Here is a 25,996-nt window from a genome sequence, read left to right as displayed (position 1 = left end):
ATGAATCCCGGTAATGATGCGAACCATTCGCAACAACAGGATTCCACGGCGTGCTGCGCAAAATTCACCGATGGATCGGACTCATTCTGGTGCTTCCATTCGCACTCCAGGGTCTGACCGGCACGCTGCTGATCCTGATCCCGCTGCTGATGCCAGGACGGCCGCAGGTCAGACCAGCCGGTCCGCCAGCCATGAACACGCTAACGGGCGTCGAAGCGATGATCGCAGCCGCCCGGACGGCGGCGCCGCAGGAAATGATCCCCCTGCGTTTCGACCCTGCCCGTTGGGCAGGTGACAGCGCAGTCGTCACGTTCGGGCCTCCCGGTGAACGACACCCGACGTTTGAGGTCCTGATGGACCCGGGCGGGCCGTCCGTGATCCGCACGCACGTCTTTCCCGCTTTCTTCCGCTTCCTGCACAATCTGCACGCCGACCTGTTCCTCCTGCCCTACGGCCAGACCGCGACCGGCGTCATGGGCTTGCTGCTCTCCGGCATGGCCATCACCGGGCTTATCCTCTGGTGGCCTCACCCGGCTCTGTGGGCATCAGGCAAATGGCGCAGAACAGTGACAATCTCGTCCCGCGCCCGTGGCCTCCGGCTGTGGCGTGAAGCCCATGTCAGTATCGGATTCTGGGCCTCTGCCATGCTGCTGTTCCTCGCCCTGAGCGGCAGCATTCTGGCTTTTCCGTTCGCACGCCCACTCTTCGGTATCCAGCGCCCCGACCAGGGTCCCCGTCACGGGGAGCACCACAGCCCGATGGAAAATGTTCCCGGCGAAAAGGGGCTCGATGCAGCCCTTCAGGCGTTACACTTCCACATGCCGGATGCCAGCCTGCTGGACGTAAGGCTCGGAGCGAGCCCGCGCCAGCAGTCGCTGGAAGTCGCCCTTCCCGCCTATGGTCTCAACCGACCTGCGACCGTCCAGTATAATCCTCATGATGACTCGCTCCGGATCACGCGTGATCCTGGCCAGCAGCGCACTGGCGAGTGGACCTTCCAGTGGCTGCACACCCTTCACGAGGCAAAGCTTGCCGCCCCGGCAGTCATTGCTCCACTCTGGAAAGCCGTCGTCTTCGTCACGGGTGCTGCACTGGTGTTTTTTTCGGTTTCAGGATTCGTCATGTGGAGTCTGCGCCGTCGTGACAGCGCACGACGCAGCGCCAGAGTCTCCGCTACGCTCACCGAACGCCTGTCAGAGGCTGACTGAACGCATGAGGTTCGATCGGCCCGTCGGGTGCGTTAGTTTTTCAGACAGGCCTCTGTTCCGTATTGGCCGATGCTGACCCTCATTCCATTCTGCCGCGAGTATTTTCCAACCCTTGCTGGCTGGTTCTCCGGGGAAAAAGACGTGGTGCAATGGGGCGGCACCGGCGTTTCTTATCCGCTCACGCCAGACCAGATGGAAACCATGCCTGAAGAAGAGCGTCTCGACCCTCCGCTCCGGCTATGCCGCATGGTCGCCGATCGGAATGGCCAGGTCATCGGGCATATCCAGCTTTGTCTCGACAGACGCGATGGGGTCGCGCGTATTGCCCGTGTCATTCTGGCACCCGAGGCGCGCGGTAAGGGTCTCGCTCTCCCGCTGATCAGAAAAATGCCTGATGTCGCCTTTTCCTGTCCTGAGATCGAACGCGTCGAACTCAATGTCTACTCATGGAACACAGCTGCGATCCGTACATACGAGCGCGCCGGGTTTATCCATGAAGGAACACGCCGGCAGGCCGCAAAGGCTGGCAGCGAAAGATGGGATCTCGCACTTATGGGCCTGCTGCGCCACGAGCAGAGGCCAGCCTCTGAGCCACAAAACGCTCCAGGTCATCACGGCAACCGGCTTTAGCCAGCTAAAAGCTGCCAGCCACACGGAATGCTGCCATCCCGCTACCCCGAGCCTTGACCTCAGCGCCTGGTCCTCCGCATAACACCAGCCCGAAATTCTTTCCCACAGGGTGACCGAGATTACGATGACCGGATCGGACAACAGCAAAACCAGTGCCCCCGCCGGGCATGAAAGCGCCGCAGCCGACGGTTATCGCGACACGGTCTTTCTGCCAAAGACTTCCTTTCCCATGCGAGGCAATCTGCCAAAGCGCGAGCCGGAACTGCTCGCCCGCTGGCAGACCCTGGATGTCGATGGAAAAATCAGAGACGCAGCCGAAGGCCGGCCTCTTTTCGTGCTCCATGACGGGCCGCCCTACGCCAACGGCCATCTGCATATCGGACACGCGCTGAATAAAATCCTTAAGGATGTCATCAATCGCAGCCATCGCATGGCCGGATATGCCGTGCGTTATGTTCCTGGCTGGGACTGCCACGGCCTGCCGATCGAATGGAAAGTCGAGGAAGAATACCGCAAGGCGAAGCGCGATAAGGACTCTGTTCCCGTGCTTCAGTTCCGCGGTGAATGTCGCGCCTGGGCTGCTCGCTGGCTCGATGTCCAGATGGGCGAATTCCAGCGTCTGGGTGTGCAGGGCGAGTGGGCGCATCGTTATTCGACAATGGATTACAGTTCGGAAGCCACCATCGCCGAAGAAATCGGTCGCTTCCTGCTCAACGGCAGCCTTTATCGCGGCCTGCGCCCGGTTATGTGGAGCCCGGTCGAAAAAACCGCGCTGGCGGAAGCCGAAATCGAATACCACGACCATACGTCAACGACGATCTATGTCGCCTTCCCGTTCGTTGAAGATCCAACTTCCGCTCAGGCGCTGGACGGTGTCTCCGCCGTCATCTGGACCACAACGCCCTGGACGATCCCGGCCAACCGCGCCATCGCATTCAATCCTGAGATCACCTACGCCGTCGTGCGCGTCGATGAGACCAGCCCGGAAGCCCTGCTCGCTCCGGGCGCTAAAATCCTGCTTGCCGAATCCCTGATCGAAACCGTCTGCCGCGATTGCGGAGTTCTGGCCCACCACATCCTCTACACCATGCCCGGCTCGGCTCTCGAAGGCGCCGTGGCAGCCCATCCCCTGCGTGGTCAGGGATATGATTTTGATGTGCCTCTGCTGCCCGCCGAATTCGTTACCGCCGACGCAGGCACCGGCCTCGTCCACATCGCGCCGTCTCACGGCGAGGACGATTTCGCCGTCGGACGCGCTAACGGGATCGAAGTCCCTGAACTCGTCGCCGATGACGGACGCTATGTGGACCGCGTGCCGCTCTTCGCCGGAACCCACGTCTTCAAGGCCGCCGATCCGGTCAGCGATGCCCTCGCCGGGGCCATGGAGCGCGCCAGTGCCAGCGGAGACGCCCCCGCCGGGCTCGTCTCCCGCAGTTCCATTGTTCATTCCTATCCGCACTCCTGGCGGTCCCGTGCGCCGGTGATCTATCGCGCAACGCCGCAGTGGTTCATCAGCATGGATGACCACAACCATATCCGCGACAAGGCTCTTGCGGCGCTTGATGATGTCACCTTCGTGCCGGAGCAGTCCCGTAACCGGCTGACTTCCATGGTCGAAGGCCGTCCGGACTGGTGCATCTCGCGTCAGCGCGCCTGGGGCGTGCCCATCGCCGTATTCGTGAATAAGGAAACCGGCGAGGTCCTGCGCGATCCCGAAGTGATGAAACGCATCGTCGACGCCTTTCGTGAAGAAAGCGCCGATGCCTGGTATGACAGCGACCCGGCCCGTTTCCTTGGCAACGCTTACGACGCAGCCGATTACGAACAGGTCTTTGACGTCGTCGATGTCTGGTTTGAAAGCGGATCGACCCATGCCTTCGTGCTGAACCAGCCTGGCCTGCGCTTCCCGGCGGATCTCTATCTCGAAGGCTCCGACCAGCATCGAGGCTGGTTTCAGTCCTCTCTGCTGGAAAGTGTCGGCACGCGCGGCGTGGCGCCCTACAAAACCCTCGTCACCAATGGCTTCGTGCTGGACGAGGCCGGCCGCAAGATGTCCAAATCGCTCGGCAACGTCATTGCCCCGCAGGACGTCAACGACAGTCTGGGCGCGGATATCCTCCGTCTGTGGGTGATGAATTCCGATACCAATGAAGATCTCCGGATCGGTAAGGAGATCCTGAAACAGCAGGGTGAGCTTTATCGCCGCCTGCGTAACACCCTGCGCTGGCTGCTTGGCGCTCTGGATGGCTTCACACCTGAAGAAGCCGTGCCTTACGAGGAGATGCCGGAACTTGAAAAATGGGTTCTGCACCGTCTGACCGAGTTTGGCAGCCTGATCTCGGACGCCGTCGAAACCCATGAATGGGTCGGCGTCTATCCGGCTCTGCACGGGTTCTGTACCACAGATCTCTCCGCCTTCTATTTCGACGTACGCAAAGACACGCTCTACTGCGACGGCAAGGACAGCCTGAAGCGCCGTGCCGCCCGCACAGTGCTCGATGTCCTGCATCGCTGCCTGACGACGTGGCTTGCCCCGGTTCTCGTCTTCACCGCCGACGATGCCTGGACCGCCCGCTTCGGCACAGACACGTCCGTGCATCTCCAGGCATTCCCCGAACTGCCCCCGGAATGGAATGACCCGGAGCTTGGCGATCGCTGGGCCACCCTGCGTGCCGTCCGCCGCATCATCACCACCGAGATCGAAGCCGGACGCCGTTCCGGGCAGATCGGGTCCTCTTTGCAGGCCAGCATCGATCTGCCGGTCTTCGAGGATAAGGCAGGCCAGATCGCCGGCGTGGACTGGGCCGAACTGGCCATTGTCTCACAGGCCGGGCTGACCATCATTCCCGCCCTGGCGCCGGCGGCGGACGAAGAGGCAACGACGACTCAGAGCGCTCTCAGCCTGCCCTGCGGCGTGCCGACTGTCACTGTGGCGGCTGGCGCAAAATGCGATCGCTGCTGGCGTGTCCTGCCCGAAGTCGGACAGAACACGGCTTATGCCACGCTTTGCCTGCGCTGTGCCGATGTCGTTGAACGCGGCCTGACCTGCACCCCGGCCTCCGAATGAGCCTGAAACTGCACTACCGCTCCCTGAGCCTGGGTCTCGTCAGCGCCTGCGCCGTGTTCGTGCTCGACCAGTTGACGAAATACTGGATTCTGTTCGATTTCCGGCTGCCTGAAAAAGGTTCGGTGGCCGTCTTTCCAGGTCTGAACTTCACCATGGTCTGGAATCACGCCATTACCTTTGGCATGCTCGGCGGTGCCGGAGCGGCGGGCCGACTCCTCTTTTCGACCGTGTCCCTTGCCATCGTCGCAGGCCTCCTCGTATGGATGGCGCGGACGCAGCGGCTGGTCATCGCGCTGCTGCTTGGCGCGATCACGGGCGGGGCAGTCGGCAACGTGCTCGACCGGCTGAGATATGGCGCCGTGGTCGATTTTATCCACGCCCATGCTTTTGGCTGGTCATGGTACGTGTTCAATGTGGCTGACGCTGCGATAGTGTGTAGTGTAATCGGGTTGATACTGGACAGTCTGTATGCCGACCGGCAGCATGGGATGCGGGATGCCCACGGCGCGGTCAGACCAGGCACCGGGGACAGGTGAGGCGGAGAGAATGCGAGTGATTGTCGGATTTCGGCATGTTGCACTTGGGGTCGGGCTCAGTGCCCTGCTGACAGGGTGCTCCGGCGCAGAGGTGTCCCGTGCGTTCGGGCTCCAGCGGAATGTGCCGGATGAATACACGGTAACAACCAGGGCTCCGCTCTCCATGCCGCCAACTTCGGAGCTTGCCGCGCCGCAGGCGGGCGCCACCACTCCGATCGCTGAAAACGAGAGCGAACGGATGCAGGCGCTTGAGACGCTCTCGCCCGATGTCGCGCTTCATGGCACAGCCGGTTCGGGCAGCGAGGCCCAGAACATGCTCATCACCGAGGCATCCGAAGCCGCTGCCGAGCCTGACCAGGGCGAACTTGGCAGGGCTGGCGAAGGCTATGTCGATGCGTTGCTGTTCTGGAAGGGTGGCAATGCCGGAACGGTTGTGGACGGAGACGCCGAGAACCGCCGTCTGAAGGCCAATGCCGCGCTGGGTAACGCGCCCACAAAGGGCGCTACACCAACGGTGAAAGCGAAGAAATCCAAAGTTCTGGGCATTTTCTGAAGTTCATCCGTCCGCCGCTCAGATCATGGCGGGGGCCGGATGTTGTAACTGTCTCACAGCCCCCCGTGACCTGCCCCTTCCCCACGCAGTGAAGGCAGAACACGGGGTTTTTTATTGCGGGGTGGATTTTCAGAGAAAACGCCCCGGATCGCCTCGCTGAAGAACTTCGATTTTGTACCCATCCGGGTCAGTGACGAAGAAAAACTGTCCGATGACACGGCCATCATGCGCGAGTTCCTTTAGCGGCTGAGGGTTCAGTCTCTCGCGCCCGAAACGGGCATGTTCGGCTTTGATGTTGTCCACCGACACAGCCAGATGGCCATATCCGTCGCCGAGGTCATAGGGACGGTCACGGTCATGGTTGATTGTCAGTTCAAGTTCAAATTTCTGCTCGTCATTGACGAGATAGACCAGCGTAAACGTCTCGAAGGCAATCCGTTCCGCAACTTTCAGGCCAAAAGCGGTTTCATAGAAAGCCAGTGACGCCTGCTCGTCACGAACCCGGATCATGGAATGAATCATCTTTGCCATCGTAAGCACCCCCTCTCGCTGTCGGAAGTATTTAGCGAGGCGACTGGGAAGAGGCGATGGCTGGCGGTGAGTGAGCCGCTATGGGCTGAATTCCTGTCCTGAGTGATTTCTGTATCAGGCAGAAGACGTGTCTTTTCCCGGAATACGAAAGTTTTTATTTTTCGAAGCCTGCTGGCTGGTTTCGGAGACGGGATGAGTTCGATGCGGATTCCGGAAAGTTGCGGACATTTTCGGTTTGGGATCGGAACGGAATTTTCCGGCGGGGACAGGGATTGCAAGGAGGAAACTCTGAAGGGCATGTGTACGGGGCATCGATGTCCTGAACAGGTTGCTGAGAACGACATGCCTCTGAATGTCATCTTTAAGGGGTGTCGGGATAGCCCGCTGTATTTCGAAAAGACCTGACCACCGCGACTATAAACATGAGCCGATCGTCAGTTCTGTTCAGGCAGACCCATCCATCGGGGGTGCTTGTGTTCGATCCAGTGTAAAACGCGATTGCTGGCACGACGCAGGAGCGGCATGTCTTCCGCAAGCAGAAGGAGACCAAGAGGCAACATCCACAGGCCCAGAAACGGTAAAATGGAGAGCATGCCACCAATAATGAGCATTACGCCTGCCGGAATCCGTGCCCAGCGCGATGTTGGACGCCGAAGCCAGCGCACGGGTGGCTGCCCTTTTGCCGGCAGACGACAGATCAGTAACTCCAGCCGCCGTTCACGCTCTTTTTCCTGAAACTCGGAATTTTCATCATAATTCATAAAATCGTTTATCCATAAAGAAACTATTGCACTCCATCTGATGCCGGAGGCTGTGAAGACTGACCCGCGGATGAGAGCGTCCGGGCGCAACCGGAACCCGGAAGGAACCGCAGGCCCCCGCATCCGGTTTGTTTATAATAAAACGGTTTGCAAAGGCGAGCGTCTGACGGGTTCCGGGGCGGAGCCCTGCCTGTCTCACACCTGCTCTGTCTCACACAGGTCAAAGGCCGGATCCTCCGGTATGACTGACTCCTCATGATCTCAGACATCCTCGAACGGGATCGGCCGTGCCACCCGCTGATTTACATCGGGCGTCAGCCGGTGTGACACAGGAGGGAACGCACGGGAACGACATTCGGTCCAGTCGCAGAGATGGCACGAGATGCCGATCGGCGTGGGGCGTGCGGTCAGGTTCAGGCGATCAGCGTAAACCACCTCCCCTGCCCTCGCGATATCGCAACCGATGGCGACCACCTGCATCGGGCGGGGGTCGCCCCAGCGGGATACGGTTCCCGGCAGAGTGCGAGCCACGGAAAGAAATGTCATGCCGTTCGCAAAGGCGGCGATCTGGGTCTGAATTTCGCCAGGCGCCGAAAAGGCTGTGCAGGCGTTCCATTGCGGGCACGGATTTCCCTGTCTCGGGATCGGGAAACCACACGCTGAGAAGCTTTTGGTGATATTTCCGGCCGGATCGCTTCGCACGAAGAAAAAAGGCACCCCACGTGCGCCTGGTCTTTGCAGGCTAGCCAGTCGCTGCGCCGCCTGCTGGAAGGACACGCCAAACCGCAGACTCAGGATTTCCAGATCGTAGCGACTGGAGACCGCTACCCCCAGAAACACCGTGTATGGCATAAGAAGCGCTGCCGCGGTGTAATTTGTCAGGCCAATATGCAGAAAGGTCCGGGCTTCGTCAGAACTGGGTGCTTCAGCGCCAATGATGCATCCGATCGCCTCCCGTGCCTCGAACAGCATAAGCTGAAACGCCATCTGGAAACCGCGGCTCTCGCGAGGCAGGAGATCGGAAAGAACCAGTGTTTTCGAGACGGAATCGTAACGCCGGAGCACATCGGCCACGGGAAGAACCTGGACGATCACGCCGTGACGCTGACGCAGCCGGGTCGCGATGGCGTGGTTGACTTCCGACTGAGGCAGGGGCTCGTCAGGCCGCAGGCCGATATCGCGTGCGGTATCCTGACGAATCCTGTCGGCAACCTCTTCAAGAATCGGGAAATGGTTCATCCGCTCGTCATAAATCCGGCGCACCTCCTCCTGCGGCAGGATGATCCGCCGACCACCGGGCAGGGCCATGCCCGCCGCATCATGCCGCGCCGCGCGCCACGCCTGATGCAATGTCAGCACCGCCCGCGCCACGGCGGGCTGGGCTGCCAGCACAGACACCTCCTGAGCGGCGTTTTCCATATCCGAGCCAAGCTCCGGGTCGGACAGCGCCTCACGCAGCAGCGCTTCCAGTTTCTGTTCTTCGCTTCCTGAAAGCGCCTCGATACTGACATCGAGCGCCCGTGTGAATTTGATCAGAAGCGATGCCGTCACGCTGCGCTGATCGTGCTCGATCAGATTGAGATAACTCGCGGAAATTCCAAGCCGTGCCGCCAGCGCCTGCTGTGACAGTTCCTGCTCCTGCCGGAGCCTGCGAACGATGCGGCCGATCCGTGTGGAGGATGATCCGGTCATAACAGGATTTACAAATACAGACGAATTTTTGTGAAGCGATTTACAACATTCATCTGAGTTATCACCTTTTAAGTGGAAGTAATCACGACGGTCATCTTAACTGAGATCATGACGAATCAGAAGGGAGACCTCACCATGTCTGTCCAGGCCATCGAAGATCGCATGAACGATCAGAACCGCTTCGCCGGCATCCATCGCGACTATACAGCGCGCGATGTGGCCCGCCTCGCCGGTTCGTTCCCGATTGAACACACTATTGCACGGATGGGTTCCGAGCGTCTGTGGAAGCTTTTGCATGAGGAGCCTTACATCAACTCCCTCGGCGCACTGACCGGCAACCAGGCGATGCAACAGGTCAAGGCCGGCCTCAAGGCGATCTATCTTTCCGGCTGGCAGGTCGCGGCGGATGCGAACCTTGCGGGCGAGATGTATCCTGACCAGTCGCTTTATCCCGCGAACTCAGTGCCGAATGTCGTGCGCCGGATCAACAATGCGCTGCGTCGCTGTGACGAGATCGCGACCCTTGAAGGGGACCGCAATCAGTACTGGATGGCGCCGATCGTGGCGGATGCGGAAGCCGGGTTCGGTGGTTCGCTCAACGTGTTCGAACTGATGCGGGCCATGATCGCGGCGGGCGCCGCCGGCGTGCACTTTGAGGACCAGCTCGCCTCCGAGAAAAAATGCGGCCATCTCGGTGGCAAGGTGCTGATCCCGATTTCCCAGCATATCCGTTCGCTGAATGCGGCGCGGCTTGCAGCGGACGTCGAGGGCGTGCCGACGATCCTCGTCTGTCGCACGGACGCGCATTCGGCCCAGTTGCTCACGGCGGATGTTGACGAGCGCGATCGTCCGTTCCTGTCCGGAGAGCGGACATCCGAGGGCTTCTTCCGCATTAAGGAAGGTATGGGCGTCGAATATGCCATCGCGCGTTCGCTGGCTTATGCGCCTTATGCCGATCTTCTGTGGTGGGAGACCTCAGAGCCAAACCTGGCGGAGGCAACGCAGTTCGCGGAAGCCATCCACAAGGAGTTTCCCGGCAAGATACTCGCCTATAACTGCTCGCCCTCCTTTAACTGGAAGAAGAAACTGTCGGAGACGGAAATCGCGAACTATCAGAAAGAACTCGGCGCTCTTGGCTACAAGTTCCAGTTCGTGACGCTCGCGGGCTTCCACGCGCTGAACTACTCCATGTTCAAACTGGCTCACGGCTACGCGGAACGTGGGATGGCGGCCTATTCCGAGCTTCAGCAGGAGGAATTTGGCGCGGAAGTCGATGGCTACACCGCAACCCGTCATCAGCGGGAAGTCGGCACCGGCTGGTTCGATGCCGTCGCCACGATCGCCAGCGGCGGACAGTCCTCGACCACGGCCATGCACGGCTCGACGGAGCACGACCAGTTCCACGGCGAAGACATCGCATTCGGTAAAAACAAAACGCCAGCCTGACGTTTCGTTTCTTCCTCTTCCTGCGCATCCGGAATCCGGCCTGCTTTCCAGCAGGCCGGACAGTTTTTCCGGAGACAGCGCGAACACTCTTTCACGGAACGCCCCGGCGGCGTCGCGACCCAGGAGACACGACATGACATCGCGTATCCAGATTGAGAAAATCAGCGTCGATCATACACTCCATCATTTCGTCAACAGTGAGATCCTGCCAGGAACCGGCGTTTCTCCGCAGACCTTCTGGACCGGCCTTTCGGTGCTGGTCGAAGAGTTCAAACCAAAGATCTGTCACGCGCTCGAACAGCGGAACCGCCTGCAATCCGCGATTGACGGTTTCCTGCTCGAAAATGGAAATCCCGATGCGGAAACACAGACCCGCTTTCTGCGTGATATCGGATACATCGAGGATGCGCCGCCCGCGTTCAGTGTGTCCACACCCGATGTGGACGCGGAAATTGCCCGCATCGCCGGCCCGCAGCTTGTCGTGCCGGTCAACAACGCCCGCTATGCGCTGAATGCCGCAAATGCCCGCTGGGGCAGCCTCTATGACGCACTGTATGGCACGGACGCGATCCCGCAGGCCGCTCCGTTCGCGCCCGGAAAGCACTACAACGCCATGCGTGGCAGGACGGTCGTGCGCCGGGTCCGGCTGTTTCTGGATGAGACCGTGCCGCTTCTGCTTGGCAGTCATGCCGAGGCGACGCAGTATTACGTTCACCACGGCGAACTGCATGTGAAGCTTGAGTGCGGGCGCACCACCGGTCTGCGTCATCCGACACAGTTCGCGGGCTTCCAGGGAGCCCCGAGAGAGCCCCGCACGGTGCTGCTGGGCAATCGCGGCCTGCATGTTGAACTGCGTTTTGATCGTGAATCGGTCGTTGGCCGGACTGACCCGGCCGGAATAACAGACGTTCTGATGGAATCGGCGCTGAGCACCATCATGGATTGCGAGGACAGTGTCGCCGCCGTGGATGTGGCGGACAAGATCCTTGTCTATCGCAACTGGCTTGGCCTGATGCGCGGCACCCTCACCGCCGCGATTCCCCGCAACGGAAGCGTCATGACGCGTCAGCTTGCGAAGGATCGCCGCTACACGGCGCCGGACGGGGGCAGCGTGACCCTGCATGGTCGCAGTCTGCTGCTGGTGCGCACTGTCGGGCACCATATGTTCACGGACGCGGTGCTGGACGAGGACGGGCGCGATATTCCCGAAGGCGTTCTCGATGCCGCGATCCTGTCCGTGACGGCGCTGCATGACCTGCGTGGCGACAGCGACGTGAAAAACAGCCGTACCGGCTCGATCTATATCGTCCGTCCGAAAATGCACGGCTCGAAAGAGGTCGCGTTGTCCGATGCGATTTTCGCCCGTATTGAGGACATGCTCTCGCTTGAGCGCAACACGATCAAAATGGGCCTCATGGATGAGGAACGCCGCACGAGCGTCAACCTGGCCGCCTGTATCAACGCGGCACGGGAACGTGCTTTCTTCATCAACACCGGCTTCCTGGATCGCACCGGCGATGAAATCCACACCTGCATGAAAGCAGGCCCGGTGATCCGCAAAGGCGACATGAAGACTACGCCGTGGATCAGGGCTTACGAGCAGCGTAATGTCGCGATCGGTCTCGAATGTGGTCTGAAAATCGGGCCGCACGGTCATGGTCAGATCGGGAAAGGCATGTGGGCGATGCCGGACCGGATGGCGGACATGATTGAGCAGAAAGGCGCACAGCTCCGCGCCGGCGCGAGCACGGCCTGGGTTCCTTCACCCACCGCTGCGACACTGCACGCCCTGCACTATCATGAGATCAATGTCGGCAGCGTTCAGCATGATCTCAGCCATCGCGCTCCTGCGTCACTGGACGAGTTGCTGATCATGCCTCTTGCGAGCGATGAAAACTGGTCTGATGAGGAAATCGCTCACGAACTGGACACTAATCTGCAGAGCATCCTCGGCTATGTGGCGCGCTGGGTGGATGTGGGCGTCGGCTGCTCGAAAGTGCCTGACCTGAACAATGTCGGCCTGATGGAGGACCGCGCCACGCTGCGCATTTCTTCTCAGCATGTGGCCAACTGGCTCATGCATGGCATCGTCACCGCGACGCAGGTGGAAATGGCGCTTGCCCGCATGGCCCGCCTGGTGGACGAACAGAACCAGGACGAGCCGGGTTATGTCGCGCTTTCCACGCATCAGGATGGCCCGGCATTTCTTGCCGCGCATGATCTTGTGTTCGGTGGCGCTCTTCAGCCCAATGGCTATACGGAGAGCATTCTCCACAAGCGTCGTCGGGAAGCGAAAATCCGTCACAACATCGAGGACGTTTCGCATTTTGAACCGGAGCTTGCGGCAGTCTGAGTTTTATCGACCTGCGATGTGTTCCGGCCGGCTCCGCATGCCGGCCGGAACGCTATAGCCGGGGCACCATGGCCATCAGTCGCGTGATAGTGCGTTGCCCGCTGCCCTGCCTCAGCGCCAGATGGGGCTGCTCCTTCAAATCCAGCGAAACTGAATCATGCCGGAAGCCTTTTTTACCCTGCTCGTCTTTCAGCTCATTGGCACTGCCGCTCAGGCCGCGCTGAACCTGCCCGTGCCAGGCCCCGTAATCGGCATGTTCCTGCTGGCTGCGCTGCTGATCTGGCGTAAAAGCCGGGCGTCCCGCAGAGAGGCCCACAGCCCCCTCTCGCCGGACAGCGAACCTGGAACGTCCGCCGCATCCCCTGCTCTCGCAGCACTCTCCCGTACGCTCATCGCCTGCCTGGGGCTTCTGTTTGTGCCAGCGGGCGTAGGGATTATCACGGAGCTGCCCGTTCTCTCCGCTAATGCCCTGCCGATCGCGGTGGCGCTGTTCGGGTCCACCATTCTCGGGTTGATGGTGACGGCGCTCGTCATGCACCGGGCCACGACCGGCGGGGCCGCGCCTGAGAAACTGCCTGATACTGGCGGGCAGGTGCTGTGACCATGACAGATCAGGCATCCGGCTCCATCCACAGTTTCTACGTCCACACCCTTGGCACACCCGGCACTGAATCGCTGTTCTGGCTCTGTGCCACACTGGCTGTTTTCGGACTGGGCATGCGCCTGCAGATCAGGCTGGGCCGTGCACCCTGGGCCAATCCGGTTCTGTTTTCAATCATTCTGATTGCCGCAGCGCTTTTCGTGACAGAAACGCCTTATGCGACCTATTTTCAGAGCGTCCACATTATCAACTTCCTTCTGGGGCCTGCCACTGTCGCGCTGGCGATACCGCTGGCGGACTCGATCCGGCTGGTGACGAAGAGTCTGCCGACCATGACCCTGGCTCTGCTCGCGGGCTCCGTCACGTCGGTTGTCAGCGGTATCGCACTTGTGCTTCTGTTTGGCGGCAGTCATGAGGTTGCCCTGTCCATGGCCCCCAAGGCCGTGACCACGCCGATTGCCATCGCCATCACCAGCCAGATTGGCGGCAGTCCGGCATTGACGGCGGCTTTTGCTATTCTGGGCGGGATTATTGCCGCGATGATCGGTGAAACAACGCTCCGGCGGCTGGGGATTACGGACTGGCGCGCGCACGGTTTGGCGGCCGGGATCGCGGGGAGCGGCATCGCGGCGGCGCAGGTCGCGCAGCGGGACCCTGTGGGTGCTGCGTTCGCGGCGCTGGGGATCGGGCTGAACGGGCTGGTCACGGCGATCCTTGTTCCGGTAATTCTGCATTTTTTACCGGGGTAATACCGGGAGGGTCTGGCCTTTGACCTGTGGAAGCTGGCTCTGCCCTGGTACTCGGCACAGGCTCTGTTCGCGTTACGTGTTGATTTTTCAAAGGGTCAGCAGAAAATCGGGCTCTGCCCGGACCCGGAAGGGGTCGCGGACCCCTTCACCCCGATCTGTTGATAAATAAGCAGGTTTCCAGAGGTTTGAGACCTTTGACATGTGTGAGACCGGGAGGTGCAGGACTGGCAGGGCTTTAGCCTGCAACCCGCCAAAGGTCGCAGACCTTAATGATCAACAAATCGGGGTGCAGGGGCCTGCGGTCCCTGCCGGGTCCGGGCAGAGCCCGGGTCACCTCTGTGATAAGCCGGTCAGACCGTCACATCCCCCTGAGCGTTCACATGCAGCGCATACAATCCGTGCGAGGCCGCCATGAACAGCCTGTTTCGTCGCACACCGCCGAAACACAGATTGGCGCATCTCTCCGGCAACGGAATAAAAGCCCGCAGCGCCCCATCAGACCCGAAAATCTTCACGCCATTCTGTCCGGCCGGGCCGCCCCAGCCGCACCAGAGATTGCCCGCTGCGTCACATCGAAATCCATCTCCGGCCTCGCCCGGTGGCGCCGTAATCAGCACCCTGTGGCTCGTGATCCGGTCATGCCCGCTGTTCAGTGCACAAGCCCGGATGATATTGGGCTGCGCGCCGGTATCGATCACATAGAGCGTTCGCCGGTCCGGTGAGAAGCACAGCCCGTTCGGGTTGATGAACCCGTCATCCATCAGATGCACGCCACCGCCGGGATCAATGCGATACAGGGCGACCGGACATTCTGCCTCGCCGCCACCGCCCTCATAATGGCTGTTCAGGCCATAATCCGGATCGCTGAACCAGACGGAGCCGTCCGGCCCCACGACAACGTCGTTTGGCGAGTTCAGGCGCTTTCCTTCAAACCGGTCCGCCAGAACAGTGATGCGTCCGTCATACTCCGTCCGGGTGACCCGGCGCGTCTCATGCTCGCATGTGATCAGCCGCCCTTCCCGGTCCCGCGTGTTTCCGTTCGCGTGATGAGAGGGAGAGCGAAACACGGATGACCGCCGCGTCTCCTCCGACCAGCGTAAGATCCGGTTGTTGGGAATATCGCTCCACAGCAGATAACGTCCGTCACCAAACCAGACCGGCCCTTCAGCCCAGGCGGTCCCGGTCACAAGCCGTTCCGTGTCGGCCAGATCCGGTATCACACCTGAAAACGCCGGATCGAAACAGGTTGGCGCGAACCGGTCGCGTGGCAGAAAATCCGGCGCTGCCGCATCGCTCAGACCCGTTGCAAAAGACGGAATCACGGTGTCAGGCCTCCTCACCTTCCATATGCGCGCCCGGCAGGAAGGACGGGCGGTAAAAGACAACGACCGCGCTGGCGATCGTGCCAAGGATCACGGAACTGCTGATGGCCAGAGGCAGCCCGAACGAGCCGCCCAGCCAGGGCACGAGAAATCCCGCGATCCCCTGCCCCAGAGCGGCGAGTGCATAACTGCACCCCATTCCCAGCGATCGTGACGATGAGGGAAAACGCTGCGCCAGGTAGTGGGGCACGAGAGCAAAGATCGCGTTTCCGAACAACCCCATGACAAGTGCTGCGGGGATGAGGATGTCCGCGCCCTTTCCCGCGACAAAAGGCCAGATATCGAGAACGGTGATGAGAAAATATCCGATAAATACCGGGCGCTCGCCAATCCGTGCCGCAAGCAGTCCGCAAAGAGGCTTCCCTGCCAGTGACCCGGCGCAATAGGCTGCGATCAGCGGAAAAATCGCCCCAGGGGAAAGCTTCTGCACTTCCCGCAATACTGTCGGATAGAAGCTGTACATCGCAGCGTTCTGAAACTGAAGCACCGCCATGAACACGAACGCCTGTACAGCCGCGCCATTCAGCGTCAGCCGTGGCCGGGGCACGCTCTGCGAGGCCTTCCGCGCTTCTGAGCGCGTCTTCAGCCACACAGGGCTTTCAGGCACGCCCCGGCGAATAAACACGGCCAGCACCGCCGGAAGCACGCCGATCACGAACATCCCGCGCCAGCCCCAGTGAGGCAGCACAAAGGGCTGAATCGCCGCTGCCGCGAGAAATCCGCACTCATACCCCGACATCATGATCGCCGACGCCAGCGAGCGTGAACGGCGTGGCACGCTCTCCATCAGCAGCGCGGCGGAGGCCGTCCATTCGCCACCGAAGCCGATTCCGAACAGAAACTGCACCGCGATCATCCCGACATACGTCCAGGTGACCGCCGTCAGCCCGGAAAATGCCGCGAACCACATGACCCCGAGCATGAACGTGATTTTCCGGCCGTAGCTGTCCGACAGCCACCCCCAGGTCGTGTTCCCCACCACGCGCCCGATGCTCTGGGCCGTGATGACAAATCCCATTGCCGTCAGTCCGGCACCCAGCGAATGACCGATATCGGGCAGGCACAGCAACAGCGCCACCTGATCGAAGGCATCCATGAACCAGCCGAGAAAAGCGGCGATGGTGACGCGCCAGTATGGTCTCAGCGCGGCGAAGGCCGTTGTGTTGTCATGGTCCTGCTGCGGTGTTTCGCCGCGCAGGGAGAGGGTGCATTGTTCTGCCACGTCTTCTTCTCCCTCGTGCAGGCAGGCTGCACAGTCTGTTTTCTGATTTCAGGGCGTCGGAATTATTCTCGACTGCCTGATGACTGCCTGATGGAGGTGTGGCTCACCACTCCGCGACAGAGCCGTCCGCATGGCGCCAGACCGGATTGCGCCAGCGATGCCCCTCACGCGCCTTTTCCTGCACGTAGTCTTCATTGACCTCGATCCCGAGCCCCGGCCCGTCCGGTATCGCGACAAATCCGTCCACATAGGAAAACACGCCGGGATCGGAGAGATAATCGAGAAGATCGCTGGTCTGGTTATAATGGATGCCGAGGCTCTGTTCCTGGATGAACGCGTTGTAGCAAACAGCGTCCAGTTGCAGATTGGCTGCCAGAGCGATCGGCCCGAGCGGGCAATGCAGCGCCAGCGCGACGTCATACGCTTCCGCCATCGCCGCGATTTTTCGCGTCTCGGTGATCCCGCCGGAGTGAGAGGGGTCCGGCTGGATGATATCCACGCAGCCCTGTTTGAAAACCTCCTTGAAATCCCAGCGTGAGAACAGACGTTCGCCCAGGGCGATCGGGATCGAGGTCTGCGCCGCGATCTCCGGCAATGCGTCGAGGTTTTCGCTCAGGATCGGCTCTTCGATGAACATGAGGTCGTAAGGCTGAAGTTCCCGTGCCAGCACTTTTGCCATCGGGCGATGAACGCGACCGTGAAAATCCACGCCTATTCCAAAATGCGGACCAACCGCCTCACGGATCGCGGCCACACGGGCAATCGCCGCATCCACTTTCTCATGGCTGTCCACAAATTGCAGTTCCTCGGTGGCGTTCATCTTTACGGCCGTAAAGCCCCGTTCCTTCGCGGCGATGGCGGCTTTTGCCGTATCGGCCGGGCGGTCTCCGCCGATCCAGGAATAGACCCTGATCCGGTCACGGCATTTTCCTCCCAGAAGCTGCCAGACCGGCACGCCGAGCGCCCGCCCCTTAATGTCCCACAGTGCCTGATCGATGCCCGCGATCGCGCTCATATGGATCGCGCCGCCACGATAGAACCCGCCGCGATACATCACATTCCAGTGGTCCTCGATCAGCAAAGGATCTTTCCCGATCAGATAATCGGCCAGTTCGGCCACCATCGCCGCCACGGACTCAGCGCGCCCCTCCACGACGGGCTCACCCCAGCCGCTGACGCCCTCATCCGTTTCGATCTTCAGAAACAGCCAGCGCGGCGGAACAACATAGGTTTTGAGCGATACAATCTTCATTGTTTTCTTTTTCTCTTTATCATGAAAGAACAGATCGGGACGTGGCCCGGTCGCGAGGCGTCACGTTTGCCGAATGCTTACGGGAGCGCCCGCATAAAGGCCCGCGCCGCCACGGCAACCTCTTCCGCCGTCCGCCCGGCCTTGTACAGCGCCGATCCCAGGCCAAACCCGGCAGCGCCCGCCGCGAGGTAGTCTCCCATCGTGTCAGGCGTGATGCCGCCCACCGGGATAAATGGCGTCCTCTTTGGAAAAACGCTTTTCCATGCCGAGAGCACCTTCGGACCAAGCTGCTCCGCCGGAAACATTTTCAATGCCGTCGCGCCGGCTTTCAGCGCGGCAAATCCTTCCGTCGGCGTGCAGACTCCGGGTGTGCAGATCATGCCTTCCTGCACAGCCCTGCTGATGACCGTCGTATCCGCATGCGGCATCACGATCAGCCGTCCGCCTGCCCGCGCCACATCCGAAACCATCTCCACCGACGTGACTGTTCCGGCACCGACCAGCACCTGCTCCCCCAACGCCTCCTGAAGCAGAGAGATACTTTTCACAGGCTCTGGCGAATTCATCGGCACTTCGATCATCGAGAAGCCCGCATCAGCCAGAACATGCCCGATCGCGACGACCTCATCGGGTCTGACGCCGCGCAGAATGGCAATCAGCGGGCAACGCGCCACGGCGTCTGAAAAAACAGTCATGCAACCTGTCCTTCTTCAAAAGAACCATCCGATGGCTCCGGCGTCAGGAGCCTCGCTTTTCGTGCAATGAGAAACAGACCGGCTGGCGCCGTGTTGCCGATCAGCTCTGGCTCCGGATAACCAAGATGGCAGAACGCATCCCGATATCGCGCACAGAGCGCGTCCTCTCCGGCGATCACCGGCACCCTGGCCATGTCCGGCTCGCTTTCCGGACGCATCCCGGCCTGAATTTCATCGCCGATCAGCAGGCCGGACAGATAATCCGGCGCGCATCCCGCAGTCAGATCACCCGTGAGAACCAGAGCGCGCGTGGAAAACAGCCGGCCGGAGAGCGGCGTTTCCGTCCGGGCCGAGATCACGCCCCGACGGAACGCATCGGCGCGAAGGGCCGGATCCGGCGTTTCTGATGATGAGAGGCGACCGAGAATGCTGTGTTGCGACAGCACGGCATAAAGCTCGCCGGTCATGAACGTCCTGAACCGCTCCAGCCAGCCGTCACGCACGACTGCCCATTTCGAGTGGGTGCCCGGAAGCACAATCGTCGCATTTTGTGCCAGTGCGGGGCGCAGCGCCAGAACGCCCGCGATCTGGGTCTCCTCGCCACGCATGACGTCGGGCATCGCGCCGCGTTCCATAAATCCCGGAACGATCCGGATCGGGCCGTATTTTGTCGGATGGACTTCCAGCCCTTCCGCCAGTTTGCTGACCGAGCCAGGACACGACAGATAAGCGACATTTCGCAAGCCATTTGCGCTGCCCACCATTCCGCACGCGATCAGAGGCAGACCGGGCCAGGACGTGCAGATCTCTGCAAGAACAGTCTCAAAACCGCCTTCCGGCAGATGAAGAATGCCGTGATGAAGCGCCTTTTCCTCCAGCACATATCCGTTTGCGTCAAACAGCCAGGCCCGGAGTGATGATGTTCCCCAGTCGAGCCCCACCAGCACAGGCGGCGCGGTTGCATCAGGCGGCATAGGAATGATCTCCTGCCCATCCCAGTTCCCGGGACAGCGTTTCGGCGGCCGCGCGGATCATGGGCGCCATCTCCTCCATTCGCCGTTTCGGCAGGTAGGGTGTCGCGCTGGCGACGCTTAGCGCCGCGACAATACGACCACTGCTGTCGGTGACAGGTGACGCGACGCAGTGAATTCCTGGCTCGTTGTCTTCAAGGTCGAAGACAACGCGCGTCTTCTGATAACCGTGCATGCGCGTGAGCCAGGCTAAGAATTTCGACGGTTTTCCTCCGGCGACATGATAAAGCCGTTCCCATTCATCCGGTGTATCATCCAGAATCAGCGCCCGTCCGATGCCGGTCAGCGCAAGCGGCAGACGCAGCCCGACCCGCGAGCGCATTTCCAGACCGCGCTGGCCATAAACCTTGTCCAGGTAGAGCACTTCGTCATCGGCGCGTTCACCCAGATGGACCGTATCGCGCGTCCGGTCGCCCAGTTCACGAAGAATGGGCTTTGCCAGTACCCGCAACGGACTTTCTTCCAGACCCGACGCCAGCTTCATGAGGCACGGACCCAGCGCGTAGGAATGGTCGTTGTGCTGAACGAGCCAGCCGGTCTGCACGAGAGCGGAGGCCAGACGCTGCGTGGTGCTTCGGCTGAAACCGAGATGCCCCATCAGCGCCGGTATCGTGGCATGCCCGCTCCCGACCGCCACCATCAGCGTCAGTCCGCGGCCAAGTGTCTGCGTGCCTTCCGGCCAGATCTGACTTACCTTGTTCATTTTTGTTGTTTTCCGGTTTGTGCCACTCCTCAACCCGGTAAAGCAGCGCAAAAATGAATTCAATATATAGTTTCAGAACCCATATATCGGGTTTTCTGGCTGAGGCACACCACCAGATGCCGCGTCCCGTCCGGACGCCATTTTGTCGCGATTATGACTGAAACAGGGAGCCCGACACCGAAAAATGCTGTCTGTGGGTGTCGCATTTGTGATCGGGTGCAAGTGGACAGGCGAGGTCGGACTGTAAGGCGAAATAACGTGATCTCGTATTAACAGCTAAAATCCATCATTCACCAGGTCGCTGTCCCGACGCACAGAGAGATGCCTGAAATAAATGTCAGTTTCGAAGAATGGTCGCAGATTGCGCTATACGAGGCGGCTGTAAATACTGCCCGATTGCAGACGTCACAATGGAAACATAGGCCCAGCGTACATGAACAGCGTCTGTGAAAGCCACTTCGGGAAGTTCAATATTATCGTTAATGTCCGCAAATTTTGCATGAGTTCCGGTCATGACGCGTTCTATTTCATGACGGAGCTGAACCCGCCGCAGATTGTCAGGATCATATCTCGCCTGCCACTCGTGCTTTACGGGAAGCAGGACAACCAGAAATCGCTGATTCTGCGTGTCAGCAGACTCCATCATTGTCTTTAAAGCGGAAAGACATGTGGGGTCATAAGGCGGCAGCGCGTAAACGCCGAGATCTGGCCGGCTGATGCTGGTTGTGAGCGGTCCGTCTCCCGTGGGGGTCATGACGAGAGGATCGAGCGGGATACGGTCACTGCGCTGGTCGGCAACGCGGCGGGCATTATGCTGCAACGAGACAGGATCAAAAAATCTGAAATAGGTTCCGATCGGAAGGCTGTCCTTTTTCCCTCCGAAAACATAGTCATCAGCGTCCGCAGGGGAGAACAGCCGGGAAGGCTGACCACGACACTGTGTGAAATCCTGCGGTACAGCCAGCATGATAATGGTTCTGACATGTTTGTAATGCCCGACGAGCCATTCTGTGGTGTTAGCGGTCTGAGTGGCTTTCTGGCCGCACAGACCAACGTTAAGAGGACGTTCTTCTGGCAGCATGTTTTTAAGGAGAGCGCCGTTCACGCCGCGCCATGCAACGGATGATCCGGTAATCAGGAGTGTGGGAGAGAGAGTATCCCTGTTATCCCGAAGGAATTTGAGTTTTTCATCAACACAGATATTGTTGGATAATGCTGGTGGCGGAAGGTTCCCGGTTTTGTTGAGATGCAGAAGAAAAAAGACATAAAGAAGAGGAACAAGGCAGCCGCCTGCCATAATACCGATAAAATATCGGAGTGCCGCAGAAGTACCAACGCTTTCGGGCGCAGCTGAACCCGGATCACCGTGCTCGGAAGTCGGAAATATCTTCATGGAGGACATTATCCTGCGGTCGATTTTTTCCGGATAAGATCAGCAAAATCAGAAACGTTATGCAGGCTTTCAAGTTCAGCTGTTCGGAAACGGATACCGAATTTTTCTTCTGCTGCGACGATAAGGCTGATATGAGCCTGGCTGTCCCAGCCCTGGATATCGGACGCCGTTGTTTCAGGTGTCAGGACAATGTCCGGATCATCAAAGACATCACGGAAAACGTCCTGAAGTTTCTGATAGATATCATTCATCTGTGACAATCCTTATGTTCATACACGCTTTTTGAGTGGCGTCGTGTATCGGGTCATGAGTGCAGAGAGCCCAGGACGTATCCGTACCGTCTTCAGTGCCGTCTGTGCGGGAAAAACCCAGGCTGGCATAATGCCCGGAAACCATGCTGTTCCTGGATGTCTGTCGGTAATCAGCCGTAACATCTGAAATATTGTTCTGTTTCATAGCCTGAATCAGAACAGCAAGTGCCGCATGTTCGAGCCCGCGTCCGAGGACACGGCAACTCATGATCCAGTTTTCAATGTGGAGAAGCTTCTGGTCCTGCCCGGATACGGATGGCGATATCTCGTTCGGGACGAGAATAACGACGCTGACGAGGCCGTTATCGCCGAACCTGTCTGCCAGGCGGAACGTCCAGATCTGCGCTGAAGGACAGGAAAGGAGCGCGCGGAGTTCAGGCCCGGTATAGCGTCGTCCCGTGAGATTGAACTGGTTTGTCTTGTTCAGAAGCTGAAGAACACGCGAGAAATCGGAATCCGCCAGCCGCCGGGCTGACATCACCATGTTGAGATCCTGCAGATACGAATCCAGATCGGAAGCGTTTTCCCGGGCAGCACTGCGGGAAACGTCAGCGCTGTAGTTCTGAACGCGTATGGCATCGTCCCGGGTGAACGACGCAGCCTCGAACCAGCCTGAAGCCGATATGAGCCGGGGATAATCGGACGGATCGTCACTGAGTTCGGGCACAGCGACCTGCGGAAGTTCACGCCGGACGATTTCCCGTTCTGCCGGGTTGTCATCTGCAAAAACAAAAGCATCGAGACCAAGACTCAGGGTGCGGGAAATCTCGCGAATATTGTCAGCTTTATTGTTCCAGTTTGCGACGAATACCGCGATGTCGCGGCGCTGAATCTTCATGGAAGGCTGGTTAAAGGCCGCTTCCGCGATATTGATGTCATTTTTACTACAGACGGCCACTGCAATTCCACGCTGCATCAGGCGGGAAATATGCTCCTGAAAAACGTAGAACGCTTCTCCATCCGGCGTTCCGGGGCCAAGTCTGAGATATTCCGGGCCGTCATCGCCGGCGGTGCCTCCCCAGAGGGTATTGTCGAGATCGACAATCAGACATTTACGGGACAATCCGCATGCCGCCGCGATGATGCGTGCAAGGACATCGCCCCAGATTATGGCGGCATGCGGCGACACAAACTGTTTTGCCTGATGCCATCGTATGGCGTCGTGCAACTCTGGCAATCCTCCCGCCAGAGTTGTGCATTCATCCATATCAAGAAGGAGAACGCCTTCTTCCCTGGCAGCCTGTGCCAGGCTCAGATGAAGGCGCAGAAGCACTGAAGCACGCGATGCGGGAACCAGTTGCTCGAAGGCCCCGAAAACCGGCGGATCGACATTCAGGAACGTCTGCTGAATGATCGTGGCGCCGAAAGTGGCCATCGCGTGACGCCATAACGCACGCAATTCGTCCGTGCGACGGAGCACGGCCTCATCCACGTCAGCCAGTGATGCCGAAAGAGGAAGATCCAGCGGAGCATCCCGCATATCGAGCGCGAACAGAATGAATTGTGGCGAGAAGGCAAGGAGATCCGCATGCGGACCGTAAACGGCCTGTCGATACTGACCATAAGGCGCAACGTGGATGCGCGCGTCGAGACTTCTTGCCAGCGCGGCAATTCTGACTGAGGGCACGAGGTGCTCGACCGTATGCGATGCAAGAATAGCTATCCGGACCGTGCGAAGATCGCTGGCGAGATGGCCGTCCGTCTTCTGTGCAACTTTTTCTAACAGCCGGTCTGCTTTCCCCGTCTGAAGAAAATTGCGTCGGCATCCGGACAGCAAACGAAGACGAGCCAGTATTTCGTCCGTATTCGTCAGGTCATGCGTTGCATGAAACGCTTCGTCGAAACTGTCAAAACCGACAGGACGAGGCGGCAGCCAATCCATCCGGAGCATACCATTTTCCTAAAACAGATTATTGAGACATCAGGTGCCGGTATTTAAAATCGGAAATAAAGAAACTCTGAGGGTGCCGCTGACAACGCCCGCATCAGCGTGAAAGAGGCGACGATACCGGTTGCAACGCCCCAAATCAGAGTAGGATGCCATGTCACTGATGGAAAAATACGCATCATCCAGGACACACGTGGAGTCAGATCCAGTGCAGTCCGGTAATTCCGCATTATCTGACCGGTATTTGGGAAACTCCATATAATAATCGCCAGAACAGCAAGAAAAATGCATTGCGTTGCCGTGATATCAGGAAGTTTGAGTGCCGATACCGGATAAAATGGCGAGTGCCCTGCCATGCCGAGGAGAATACGCCAGGCTGACGAAACGCTTTCAGCCCGGAAAAAGATGAGTCCGGTGAGAACACACAGAAAGGTCAGCGCCACCGAGAATACTGCCATGAGGCGACTCCCGGTGCCGGGCCAGCTTTCGCGCCTTGTCTTCAGAAGATGCCACCCGTGATTTACGGTCAGATAAAATCCGTGAAGTACCCCGAAAATAATAAATTGCCAGCCGGCACCATGCCATAACCCGGAAACAAACATCGTGAACATCGTCGGTATGGACGTCAGGACAACGAAGGCTCCCGGTGTGGTCTTCCCTTTTCGCGGCACGGAGCGACCTGATTTTATCCGCATCCTCGTGAAATGAAGCGTGAGGGGATTATAGATATAAGCGGTCAGAAAACGCGTCAGCGTCATATGCCATCGTGACCAGAATTCGATGATATTCCGTGACTTGAAGGGACTGTCAAAATTCGGTGGCAGGCTGATGCCAAACAGCAGACCGAGACCTATTGCCATGTCGGTATAACCGGAAAAGTCGAAATAAATCTGCATTGCGTAACTTAACGTTCCCGCCCATGCGTCGGAGAAGGACGGAATACCGCCCTCCTGTGAAAAATTGAAAACGGGAGCAACGTAGGTTCCCACAGGATCCGCGATAATGACTTTCTTGGTTAATCCGGCAAGAAACAGTGTCATGCCCACGGCGAGGCGTCCCGGTTCACCTTTTCCGCTTGTCAGCCGGCTGAACTGCGGCAACATTTCACGATGGTGCGTAATCGGCCCGGCTATCAGATGAGGAAAAAACGAAATAAAGAGAAGATAATCGGTAAACCGATGCTCGACAGCCCTGCCATCATAAGCATCGCTCAGATACGCAATTTGCTGGAATGTAAAAAAAGAGATTGCCAGAGGCAGAACGATCGACGGGACGTATAAATCAAGTCCTGCGGTGTCGTTTAAAGCCTCGATAAAGAAGGTTGTATATTTGTAATATGCAAGCGCTGCGAGATTAACGCCTATAGCAAATATAAAGAGCGCTTTTGAGGGAAATCTTGACAGCAATGTTCCGAAAAGAAAATTCCCTGCAATACTCACAAGAAGAATCGGCAGAGTTGAAATATTCCACCAGCTATAAAATACGATCGACGCAATGCCAAGCCACGCTACTGCTTCTCTGTTTCTTTTCCATCGTGTCAGAATTACGAAACCCGTATAGACCAGAGGAAGAAAATACAGAATAAACAGCCGAGAATTGAACAGCATGGCATTCTTCCCGAAAGGTATTTTCGTCTTACATAATATTTTCTTTTTGTTATTTATTCAGACGATGAAAAGTAATTATACCATGCACAGACCGCCCGCTGTAACATTTTCGTTACCGGATATGGCCTCGGGGTAATGCATCATACTGGAAATGTGCCGGGAAGGTTATCAGCTCGTTCCATCCCCTCGGTGTCGATAAAATCATCATTCGATGAATTGTATTCATTCTGAAAATTACCGACTCTTCCAGAAAATGTTTGCAGAGCTGGAAACCCCGGTTTCTGCTGCATGTTTCTCCGCATAATGACGATCCCTGCCCTGAAGCACTCTCATCTGAGGTCGGGCGCACCAGCACGCGCGCAGGCTCACAAAATCACCCGGATAA

The 25,996-nt window shown here is 58.7% G+C and carries 22 protein-coding genes; 9 read left to right on the top strand and 13 right to left on the bottom strand.

All coding sequences use genetic code 11. The annotated features are described in order from the left end of the window. The first annotated feature begins 50 nt into the window (after positions 1–50). The 5 genes from GOB85_RS00225 (at position 51) to GOB85_RS00205 (ending at position 5,994) form a co-directional block, all read left to right on the top strand. Complete coding sequence (locus GOB85_RS00225) at positions 51–1,208, top strand: PepSY domain-containing protein (RefSeq protein ID WP_173575613.1); 1,158 nt, start codon at positions 51–53, stop codon at positions 1,206–1,208. A gap of 69 nt (positions 1,209–1,277) precedes the next feature. Beyond that, entirely contained in the window at positions 1,278–1,838 is a 561-nt protein-coding gene (locus tag GOB85_RS00220; RefSeq protein ID WP_173575612.1) for a GNAT family N-acetyltransferase, read from the top strand. Positions 1,839–1,962: 124 nt separating this feature from the next. Further along, positions 1,963–4,905: an isoleucine--tRNA ligase gene (gene ileS / locus GOB85_RS00215; protein WP_173575611.1), complete on the top strand. Its 2,943-nt coding sequence runs from the start codon at positions 1,963–1,965 to the stop codon at positions 4,903–4,905. Further along, on the top strand, positions 4,902–5,441 hold the full coding sequence (lspA, locus tag GOB85_RS00210) for a signal peptidase II (RefSeq protein ID WP_173575610.1): 540 nt from the start codon (positions 4,902–4,904) through the stop codon (positions 5,439–5,441). Before ileS ends, lspA begins: the two co-directional genes overlap by 4 nt. A 10-nt stretch (positions 5,442–5,451) precedes the next feature. Beyond that, positions 5,452–5,994 carry a DUF3035 domain-containing protein gene (locus tag GOB85_RS00205; RefSeq protein WP_173575609.1) on the top strand — a complete coding sequence of 181 codons (543 nt, stop codon included), beginning with the start codon at positions 5,452–5,454 and terminating at the stop codon, positions 5,992–5,994. A gap of 129 nt (positions 5,995–6,123) precedes the next feature. On the opposite strand, the gene GOB85_RS00200 is transcribed toward GOB85_RS00205, so the two are convergent. The 3 genes from GOB85_RS00200 to GOB85_RS00190 all read right to left on the bottom strand — a co-directional run bounded on the left by GOB85_RS00200 (position 6,124) and on the right by GOB85_RS00190 (position 8,978). Next, on the bottom strand, positions 6,124–6,525 hold the full coding sequence (locus GOB85_RS00200; protein ID WP_173575608.1) for a VOC family protein: 402 nt from the start codon (positions 6,523–6,525) through the stop codon (positions 6,124–6,126). 434 nt (positions 6,526–6,959) lie between these two features. Next, the gene (locus GOB85_RS00195; RefSeq protein WP_173575607.1) at positions 6,960–7,286 is read right to left on the bottom strand and encodes a hypothetical protein; all 327 of its coding nucleotides are present in this window, start codon (positions 7,284–7,286) and stop codon (positions 6,960–6,962) included. Positions 7,287–7,547: 261 nt separating this feature from the next. Next, positions 7,548–8,978, bottom strand: coding sequence for a helix-turn-helix domain-containing protein (locus tag GOB85_RS00190; RefSeq protein WP_173575606.1), 1,431 nt, complete (start codon positions 8,976–8,978; stop codon positions 7,548–7,550). Positions 8,979–9,113: 135 nt separating this feature from the next. Here GOB85_RS00190 and aceA point away from each other — a divergent pair, with 135 nt between their 5' ends. The 4 genes from aceA (at position 9,114) to GOB85_RS00170 (ending at position 14,127) form a co-directional block, all read left to right on the top strand. Further along, on the top strand, positions 9,114–10,424 hold the full coding sequence (aceA, locus tag GOB85_RS00185; protein ID WP_173575923.1) for an isocitrate lyase: 1,311 nt from the start codon (positions 9,114–9,116) through the stop codon (positions 10,422–10,424). 133 nt (positions 10,425–10,557) lie between these two features. After that, the gene (locus GOB85_RS00180; protein ID WP_173575605.1) at positions 10,558–12,777 is read left to right on the top strand and encodes a malate synthase G; all 2,220 of its coding nucleotides are present in this window, start codon (positions 10,558–10,560) and stop codon (positions 12,775–12,777) included. Positions 12,778–12,934: 157 nt separating this feature from the next. Further along, positions 12,935–13,378 carry a CidA/LrgA family protein gene (locus tag GOB85_RS00175; protein ID WP_173575604.1) on the top strand — a complete coding sequence of 148 codons (444 nt, stop codon included), beginning with the start codon at positions 12,935–12,937 and terminating at the stop codon, positions 13,376–13,378. Positions 13,379–13,380: 2 nt separating this feature from the next. After that, complete coding sequence (locus GOB85_RS00170) at positions 13,381–14,127, top strand: LrgB family protein (RefSeq protein ID WP_173575603.1); 747 nt, start codon at positions 13,381–13,383, stop codon at positions 14,125–14,127. A gap of 350 nt (positions 14,128–14,477) precedes the next feature. Here the strand turns inward: GOB85_RS00170 and GOB85_RS00165 are convergent, their stop codons facing one another. The 10 genes from GOB85_RS00165 to GOB85_RS00120 all read right to left on the bottom strand — a co-directional run bounded on the left by GOB85_RS00165 (position 14,478) and on the right by GOB85_RS00120 (position 25,611). Beyond that, entirely contained in the window at positions 14,478–15,449 is a 972-nt protein-coding gene (locus GOB85_RS00165; protein WP_338421593.1) for an SMP-30/gluconolactonase/LRE family protein, read from the bottom strand. A gap of 4 nt (positions 15,450–15,453) precedes the next feature. Beyond that, complete coding sequence (locus GOB85_RS00160) at positions 15,454–16,731, bottom strand: MFS transporter (protein ID WP_338421591.1); 1,278 nt, start codon at positions 16,729–16,731, stop codon at positions 15,454–15,456. Positions 16,732–16,834: 103 nt separating this feature from the next. Beyond that, positions 16,835–17,983: a galactonate dehydratase gene (dgoD, locus tag GOB85_RS00155; protein WP_173575602.1), complete on the bottom strand. Its 1,149-nt coding sequence runs from the start codon at positions 17,981–17,983 to the stop codon at positions 16,835–16,837. A 77-nt stretch (positions 17,984–18,060) separates the two neighbouring features. Then, positions 18,061–18,678, bottom strand: coding sequence for a 2-dehydro-3-deoxy-6-phosphogalactonate aldolase (locus GOB85_RS00150; protein WP_173575601.1), 618 nt, complete (start codon positions 18,676–18,678; stop codon positions 18,061–18,063). Beyond that, positions 18,675–19,652: a 2-dehydro-3-deoxygalactonokinase gene (locus tag GOB85_RS00145; RefSeq protein WP_173575600.1), complete on the bottom strand. Its 978-nt coding sequence runs from the start codon at positions 19,650–19,652 to the stop codon at positions 18,675–18,677. The genes GOB85_RS00150 and GOB85_RS00145 overlap by 4 nt, the downstream gene beginning before the upstream one ends. Further along, entirely contained in the window at positions 19,642–20,412 is a 771-nt protein-coding gene (locus tag GOB85_RS00140) for an IclR family transcriptional regulator (RefSeq protein ID WP_173575599.1), read from the bottom strand. The genes GOB85_RS00145 and GOB85_RS00140 overlap by 11 nt, the downstream gene beginning before the upstream one ends. Positions 20,413–20,749: 337 nt before the next feature. After that, complete coding sequence (locus tag GOB85_RS00135; protein ID WP_173575598.1) at positions 20,750–21,805, bottom strand: hypothetical protein; 1,056 nt, start codon at positions 21,803–21,805, stop codon at positions 20,750–20,752. A gap of 8 nt (positions 21,806–21,813) precedes the next feature. Continuing rightward, positions 21,814–22,056 carry an acyl carrier protein gene (locus tag GOB85_RS00130; RefSeq protein WP_173575597.1) on the bottom strand — a complete coding sequence of 81 codons (243 nt, stop codon included), beginning with the start codon at positions 22,054–22,056 and terminating at the stop codon, positions 21,814–21,816. After that, positions 22,049–24,007, bottom strand: a complete 1,959-nt coding sequence (locus tag GOB85_RS00125; RefSeq protein WP_173575596.1) for an HAD-IIIC family phosphatase — start codon at positions 24,005–24,007, stop codon at positions 22,049–22,051. Before GOB85_RS00125 ends, GOB85_RS00130 begins: the two co-directional genes overlap by 8 nt. A gap of 44 nt (positions 24,008–24,051) precedes the next feature. Further along, the gene (locus GOB85_RS00120; protein WP_173575595.1) at positions 24,052–25,611 is read right to left on the bottom strand and encodes an MBOAT family O-acyltransferase; all 1,560 of its coding nucleotides are present in this window, start codon (positions 25,609–25,611) and stop codon (positions 24,052–24,054) included. Positions 25,612–25,996 lie beyond the last annotated feature (385 nt).

The sequence above is a fragment of the Acetobacter fallax genome (assembly GCF_011516735.1).
Lineage (GTDB): Bacteria > Pseudomonadota > Alphaproteobacteria > Acetobacterales > Acetobacteraceae > Acetobacter > Acetobacter fallax.
This window is presented reverse-complemented; position numbering and strand designations above follow the sequence as displayed.

Coding starts and splice junctions, on each gene's coding strand:
- GOB85_RS00120 (WP_173575595.1), bottom strand. CDS start 25,611: ATGCTGTTCAATTCTCGGCTGTTTATTCTGTATTTTCTTCCTCTGGTC.
- lspA (WP_173575610.1), top strand. CDS start 4,902: ATGAGCCTGAAACTGCACTACCGCTCCCTGAGCCTGGGTCTCGTCAGC.
- GOB85_RS00205 (WP_173575609.1), top strand. CDS start 5,452: ATGCGAGTGATTGTCGGATTTCGGCATGTTGCACTTGGGGTCGGGCTC.
- GOB85_RS00200 (WP_173575608.1), bottom strand. CDS start 6,525: ATGGCAAAGATGATTCATTCCATGATCCGGGTTCGTGACGAGCAGGCG.
- GOB85_RS00125 (WP_173575596.1), bottom strand. CDS start 24,007: ATGCTCCGGATGGATTGGCTGCCGCCTCGTCCTGTCGGTTTTGACAGT.
- dgoD (WP_173575602.1), bottom strand. CDS start 17,983: ATGAAGATTGTATCGCTCAAAACCTATGTTGTTCCGCCGCGCTGGCTG.
- GOB85_RS00190 (WP_173575606.1), bottom strand. CDS start 8,978: ATGACCGGATCATCCTCCACACGGATCGGCCGCATCGTTCGCAGGCTC.
- GOB85_RS00140 (WP_173575599.1), bottom strand. CDS start 20,412: ATGAACAAGGTAAGTCAGATCTGGCCGGAAGGCACGCAGACACTTGGC.
- GOB85_RS00135 (WP_173575598.1), bottom strand. CDS start 21,805: ATGAAGATATTTCCGACTTCCGAGCACGGTGATCCGGGTTCAGCTGCG.
- GOB85_RS00175 (WP_173575604.1), top strand. CDS start 12,935: ATGCCGGAAGCCTTTTTTACCCTGCTCGTCTTTCAGCTCATTGGCACT.
- GOB85_RS00130 (WP_173575597.1), bottom strand. CDS start 22,056: ATGAATGATATCTATCAGAAACTTCAGGACGTTTTCCGTGATGTCTTT.
- ileS (WP_173575611.1), top strand. CDS start 1,963: ATGACCGGATCGGACAACAGCAAAACCAGTGCCCCCGCCGGGCATGAA.
- GOB85_RS00195 (WP_173575607.1), bottom strand. CDS start 7,286: ATGAATTATGATGAAAATTCCGAGTTTCAGGAAAAAGAGCGTGAACGG.
- GOB85_RS00170 (WP_173575603.1), top strand. CDS start 13,381: ATGACAGATCAGGCATCCGGCTCCATCCACAGTTTCTACGTCCACACC.
- GOB85_RS00145 (WP_173575600.1), bottom strand. CDS start 19,652: ATGCCGCCTGATGCAACCGCGCCGCCTGTGCTGGTGGGGCTCGACTGG.
- aceA (WP_173575923.1), top strand. CDS start 9,114: ATGTCTGTCCAGGCCATCGAAGATCGCATGAACGATCAGAACCGCTTC.
- GOB85_RS00220 (WP_173575612.1), top strand. CDS start 1,278: ATGCTGACCCTCATTCCATTCTGCCGCGAGTATTTTCCAACCCTTGCT.
- GOB85_RS00180 (WP_173575605.1), top strand. CDS start 10,558: ATGACATCGCGTATCCAGATTGAGAAAATCAGCGTCGATCATACACTC.
- GOB85_RS00150 (WP_173575601.1), bottom strand. CDS start 18,678: ATGACTGTTTTTTCAGACGCCGTGGCGCGTTGCCCGCTGATTGCCATT.